At 44.0% G+C, this 6,208-nt stretch carries 4 protein-coding genes and 1 pseudogene; all 5 read left to right on the top strand.

Annotation, left to right across the window (positions count from 1 at the left end; translation table 11 throughout):
• A pseudogene (locus ABDZ72_RS09140) lies at window positions 1-144 on the top strand (OsmC family protein); the annotation flags it as partial.
• A 114-nt stretch (window positions 145-258) separates the two neighbouring features.
• Complete coding sequence (locus tag ABDZ72_RS09135) at window positions 259-1,062, top strand: YfkD family protein (protein WP_343752549.1); 804 nt, start codon at window positions 259-261, stop codon at window positions 1,060-1,062.
• 140 nt (window positions 1,063-1,202) lie between these two features.
• On the top strand, window positions 1,203-2,513 hold the full coding sequence (locus ABDZ72_RS09130; protein ID WP_343752508.1) for a Na+/H+ antiporter family protein: 1,311 nt from the start codon (window positions 1,203-1,205) through the stop codon (window positions 2,511-2,513).
• Between the two features lie 58 nt (window positions 2,514-2,571).
• Window positions 2,572-3,369 (top strand): delta-lactam-biosynthetic de-N-acetylase, encoded by a 798-nt coding sequence (gene pdaA / locus ABDZ72_RS09125; RefSeq protein ID WP_343752507.1) that lies wholly within the window; start codon window positions 2,572-2,574, stop codon window positions 3,367-3,369.
• Window positions 3,370-4,056: 687 nt separating this feature from the next.
• Entirely contained in the window at window positions 4,057-6,189 is a 2,133-nt protein-coding gene (locus tag ABDZ72_RS09120) for an ATP-dependent Clp protease ATP-binding subunit (protein ID WP_343752506.1), read from the top strand.
• Window positions 6,190-6,208: the final 19 nt, after the last annotated feature.

Raw genomic sequence — 6,208 nt, 5'->3', positions numbered from 1 at the left:
TTTGTTATTAAGGGGCAGCATTTGGATGACGACAAACTGTATAAAAATCTAGCTCTCGCAAGGAAAAACTGCTCCATGGCACGTTCGGTTGAAGATAGCATCACCATCAATGAAACGCTGGAGACCATTGAACTGAGCCGCTGATAATAATGAAGTATAATAGTCATGTGTCCGTAAAAACTACCATTATCATGTCAATCGTCTGAATCCGTGCACAAGGCAATCATTGAGAAAGGGATGAGACACATAATGGGACACATGAAACCATGGACATACGTCATCATGGCATTAACTGTTGTACTTGTATGTCCTATTAGCAGCGCAGCCGAAGAAAAAAATGATGAAACGTCGGAAGAAAAATCGGAAGTCGACGTGCCCAGCCACGTGTTGACCATTTCCAAGGAAAATACACACCCGAACGTGATTGAAGAGCAAAAAGTCGTGGAACCGAGTAGTCTGACAAAAGAATTAATTGAAGACTCGGACGTGACGATTACCAATCCTGACTTGATCAAAATGGTGAATGAAACATCGATCAATCCTTCCCCATTGGCTTTCGGCTATCGGGGAATGGTGTATATCGGTCGGTGGCCGCTGCACTACAAGTCAACAGATACAACTATGAATTGGGAGTACCAGCCCATTAATACGAATGAATTAAACAATCTGAGCGGCGATTCGGAAAAAACATTGCATTATAATCAAAAGGAACAGAAGAAAGTAAACGGCGCCCTGACGAACAAAATAGCCAACCCGCACGATATTAAGAAAATGATGCTGCTGAAGGCGAAAGAAAAGGTGGAGCTTCCGCTGGCTTTTTCCACAGTCATCGGACAAAACACGAAGAAAGATGACCCGTACCGTGTTCCATCGAAAAAATTGGGTAAATTGCAGGCTTATGCACCGGCCGTAAGTGAAAAGGGACAAGTAACATTCGGCGAGGTGTACGTTCAATTGAAAGGGCATGACAAATCGATTGTCGTTAAAAATGTGACCAAGCAGGATATAGGTGCCTGGGTGCCGGTTCAGGATTATATTTCTCTCTCTTTTCAGTTGCAATAAGTATGAAACCCCTCGGGTAACACATCCTGTGGGGTTTTTTCGATTCAAAAATGAAAAAATCGACAGATGGGTTGATTTTGCCACTTCAATACTTTATCATGATAAAGTATTAGAGAAAAGACTGGAGAGGGGAAATACAGATGGCGTGGGTTGTTGTTATAGCCGTATTAGTGCTAACGTTTCTTAGTTTGCTGAGAGTGAATGTCATTATTTCTATTATTATGTCTGCCATAACAGCAGGACTGCTATCCGGGCTTAATGTGATTGACTCGATTGAGTTGATGGTAAACGGTATGGGGGATCAAGCGAAAACAGCCCTAAGTTATATTTTGCTTGGCGCGTTTGCTGTCGCCATTAGTTATACAGGAATTACAACTATATTAGTCAATTTTATCATCAGAGTGTTAACTGGTAAGAAAACGATGATGGTGTTGGCTATCGCTGGAATTGCGTCATTATCACAAAATCTCGTTCCGGTGCACATCGCATTTGTGCCAATTTTAATTCCACCGTTATTAAAACTGTTTGATGAAATGAAAGTGGATCGCCGGGGTGTGGCGACGGCATTGGCGTTTGGGTTGAAAGCGCCCTATGTCATGATTCCATACGGGTTTGGCCTGCTTTTCCATGAAACAATGGTGGAAGGAATGACTGAAAATGGGGTCAATATAACGACTAGCGAAACGGCACTTGCCATGTTGATCCCGGGATCCGGTATGGTCGTTGGTCTCTTAATTGCCATTTTTATTACATATCGAAAAGACCGCGAAGCGATCCCTGGAGCAGGTGGCTCTGAATCGAATGTTGCTGTTCCACAGGCAGAAAATGTCACGTTTAATAGAAAACATGGCTTGACACTGGTGGCCATTGTCGGGGCGCTGGCTGTGCAGATTGTTGTTAAAAATTTAGTTGCTGGCGCACTGACAGGACTGATTCTCATGTTCGTGCTGGTCGCTGTTCCATTCCGAAAAGGTGAGCAAGTCATGGCTGACGGAATTGCCATGATGGGGCAAATCGCTTTTGTTATGTTGGTCGCTGCAGGGTTCGGCAATGTTTTAACTGAGACCGGTGCGGTGGATGCACTTGTGAAAGCGACATCCGGATTTTTGGACGACAACCAGGCGTTAATCGCCATTATATTACTTCTCGTTGGACTGATCGTCACAATTGGTATCGGTTCGTCGTTTGGAACGATTCCGGTTATAGCTGCGCTTTATGTGCCTATCTGTTTGGCAGCCGGATTTTCCACGATGGCAACAGCCGCACTGATTGGCACAGCTGGCGCGCTTGGCGATGCTGGTTCACCCGCTTCGGACAGCACACTCGGACCGACATCGGGTCTAAACGCCGACGGAAAACATCATCACATATGGGATACATGTGTTCCGACATTCATTCATTTTAACATTCCATTAATTCTGTTCGGCTGGGTTGCTGCAATGGTTTTATAGGAAGAATAAAAACGATTGTTTCAGGTGAAAGTAAGGAAAAAGTGAAATGGGGTGCGCTATGCAAAACTGGATGGCTGCGATTATAACCATTATGGTTTTCCTTGCCTTTTCGCCTTATCAACCCGGTGTCCATGCCCAGAGTGGGTATGGATGGGGGTTTAATAAAAATGATGATCATGAACTTCCTGATATCGGAAAATACAAACAGATGCTCGAGGGAAATGATGCGTATTATGCGGATGAATCCGGAGAAAAGAATATATATCTCACGTTTGACAACGGATATGAAGAAGGCTACACCGATGATATTCTTGATGTATTAAACAAACATCATGTCCCAGCAACATTTTTCGTAACCGGACAGTATGTGGACAGTGAGCCGAACCTTGTTAAACGAATGGCGAACGAGGGCCATATTATCGGAAACCATTCTTATCATCACCCGGATTTCACGACTGTCACCAAAAAGACGATGCGCAAGGAACTCGAATCAGTGGAAAAGGAAGTGGCGAACGTTTCCAACCAGGAGGAGATCAAATACTTGCGTCCACCTCAAGGGACGTTCAATGAAAAGACGCTCAAGTGGTCAAACGAACTGGGTTACATTAACATATTTTGGTCATTGGCATTTACAGATTGGGATACCGATGATCAACAAGGATGGAAATACGCGTATGACAAGATTATGGAACAAATACACCCGGGAGCGCTCATCCTTCTTCATACCGTATCGTCGGATAATGCCAAGGCTTTGGATAAACTGATCACCGATTTAAAAAATGAGGGATATCAATTTAGAAGTCTTGATCATTTGGTGTTAAAAACGATGCTTCCACGTCCCATTTATGGTTATTGATTTTTTAAGAGGAAAACCAAAAATGGTCGAATCGATGATCAAACAGAAATGAAGAAATAACAGAGGGGTTGGGACAAAAGACGTTTAGTCAAATAAAAATCCGAACTATGATTCGCAAAAAAATCTGAATCAGTTCGGATTTTTCGTTTAGCGTAGGAAAAAACACGGAGACTCCTGCGGGATGAAAAAGCCTAGATGAGACCCCGCAGTGCGATAAGCACAAAGCAAAGCTTCCATGAGTAGGCTTCGACCTGCGAGGAGCGTAGGCTTCGACGAATAAGCTTGCAACGCGACGAGCACGAGGAGGCTTATCAGCGCCCGCGGCAAAGAAGACACTGTGAAAGCGACCAAAGGAAGCTTGAACAGATGTCGCGCTTGTGCCTGGCAAGGTGAAAGCGCAGTGTTTTTCCGGAGCGGTGACTACGTCTTAACTATATTGTTCGTGTTTAGAAGTGATTTGTTTAATTATGTCCTATCCCCATATCCGCTCTATGTTTTAATTCGCGTGAAGAAAGGGAAACATGAAATACAGCACTTCTCAACATGTAGCAAAATTTTTTTATAAAAAATAAGCAAAACCTCTTGAAAGTCAAAGAAGGTCAGAGTACAATAACAATTGAAAGGTCAAAGAAAGTCAAAGTCAAAGTTTCATATAATGACCTTTATACCATAAGGGAGGAATCAGATATGCAATGTCAAAATTGCGGTATTCGCCCAGCAACAATAAATATGTCTATGCAAATGAATCAACAACGTATGACGATGCATCTATGTGAACAATGCTTTCAGGAGATACAAAATAGTATGATGAGCGGTGACTTTAGTCAAGGTCAGCAAGGAAATAATGCGGCAAACTTCTTCCAGGGCAATGGCAATCAAGGTCAAGGATTCACTGGAACGAAAACGAAACAGCAATCCGGTAACGAGGACAGTCTACTGGAACAAATGGGGAAAAATGTTACCCATGAAGCCAGACAAGGCATGATTGACCCGGTCATCGGGCGCGATAATGAAGTGAAACGTGTGATTGAAACATTGAATCGCCGCAATAAGAACAACCCGGTTCTGATCGGTGAGCCTGGCGTAGGTAAAACCGCTATTGCGGAAGGACTTGCACGACAAATTACCGAGGGCCAAGTTCCAGCCAAATTAATGAACAAAGAAATTTATTTGCTGGATGTGGCATCTCTTGTTGCTAACACGAGCATGCGCGGACAATTTGAAGAACGCATGAAGCAACTCGTTTCAGAATTGCAGGAGCGTGACGATGCTATTGTGTTTGTCGATGAAGTACATCTGCTGGTCGGCGCAGGCACAGCGGAAAGCTCCCAAATGGATGCCGGCAACATTTTGAAACCAGCCCTTGCACGTGGTGATTTGCAGCTGATCGGTGCAACGACATTGAAAGAATATCGTGAAATCGAAAAAGATGCCGCTCTTGAACGTCGCTTTCAACCGGTAATGGTGCACGAACCATCCGAAGACGATACGGTTGCCATCCTTAACGGTATTAAAGATCGTTACGAGCAATTTCATGAGGTGCGCTATTCCGACGAGGCTATCCGTTCATTCGTCATTTTGTCCAAGCGTTACATTCAAGACCGCTATCTGCCGGATAAGGCGATTGACTTGATGGATGAAGTCGGCTCACGATTGAACCTGGACAATGCGGAGAAAGATTCGGACTCCATTCAGAACCGGATGAACGAGATTGTCCGTGAAAAAGAACAAGCAGCAGAACAAGAAGATTATGAACGGGCTGCCCATTTACGTTATCAGGAAATTCAGCTACAGAAACAGCTTGATAAAGCAAAAGACGAACAGCAGGATATCGATGTCGACATTTCTGATATTGAATTGATTGTGGAAGAAAAAACGGGCATCCCGGTCACCAAACTGCAAGCGGATGAACAGAAGAAAATGCGTGATCTGGCAGAACAACTTGGGTCAAAAGTTATCGGTCAGGACGAGGCTGTACAGAAAGTAGCCAAGGCCGTTCGTCGCAGCCGTGCTGGACTGAAATCAGCATACCGTCCTATCGGTTCGTTCCTGTTCGTTGGACCAACCGGTGTCGGAAAAACCGAATTGACCAAAGCTCTTGCTGAGGAACTGTTCGGCACCCGCGACAGCCTTCTCAGACTTGACATGAGTGAGTATATGGAAAAACATGCCGTCTCGAAAATCATTGGTTCGCCACCCGGATATGTAGGACACGAAGAAGCCGGTCAATTAACGGAAAAAGTTCGCCGCAATCCGTACTCCATTATTTTGCTAGATGAAATTGAAAAAGCCCATCCGGACGTACAAAACATGTTCCTGCAAATTATGGAAGACGGACAACTGACCGACTCGCAAGGTCGTACGGTAAGCTTTAAAGAAACCGTGCTTATCATGACAAGCAATGCCGGAACCGGCGAAAAACAAGTGAACGTTGGCTTCAATCGGGATGAGCATGACGCTGTTTCAACAATGGAAAACTTAAGTGCATACTTTAAACCAGAATTTTTGAACAGGTTCGACAGTATCATTCAATTCAACGAACTGGAAGAAGACAGCTTGCTGCATATTGTAGATCTGATGCTTGCCGATCTTGAAAAAACAATCGAAGAAAATAACATCTCCATTACCATCACGGATGAAGCGAAACACGAACTCGTCAACCTTGGCTATGATCGCCGTTTTGGAGCACGTCCATTGCGTCGTGTCATCCAGGATAAAATTGAGGATCAGCTAACAGATTTGATTCTGGAAAACGATGACATCAGTTCTGTTGAAGCATACGTTGATAATGGTGACATTGTTGTTGCGAATAACACCTAATAGGTTACAACATGGAAAG

The sequence above is a fragment of the Lentibacillus halophilus genome (assembly GCF_039522485.1).
In the GTDB taxonomy this organism is placed as follows: Bacteria; Bacillota; Bacilli; order Bacillales; family Amphibacillaceae; genus Lentibacillus; species Lentibacillus halophilus.
The sequence above is the reverse complement of the archived record's forward strand: the minus strand, read 5'-3'. Positions and strand labels throughout refer to the sequence as shown.

Coding starts and splice junctions, on each gene's coding strand:
- ABDZ72_RS09120 (WP_343752506.1), top strand. CDS start 4,057: ATGCAATGTCAAAATTGCGGTATTCGCCCAGCAACAATAAATATGTCT.
- ABDZ72_RS09135 (WP_343752549.1), top strand. CDS start 259: ATGAAACCATGGACATACGTCATCATGGCATTAACTGTTGTACTTGTA.
- pdaA (WP_343752507.1), top strand. CDS start 2,572: ATGCAAAACTGGATGGCTGCGATTATAACCATTATGGTTTTCCTTGCC.
- ABDZ72_RS09130 (WP_343752508.1), top strand. CDS start 1,203: ATGGCGTGGGTTGTTGTTATAGCCGTATTAGTGCTAACGTTTCTTAGT.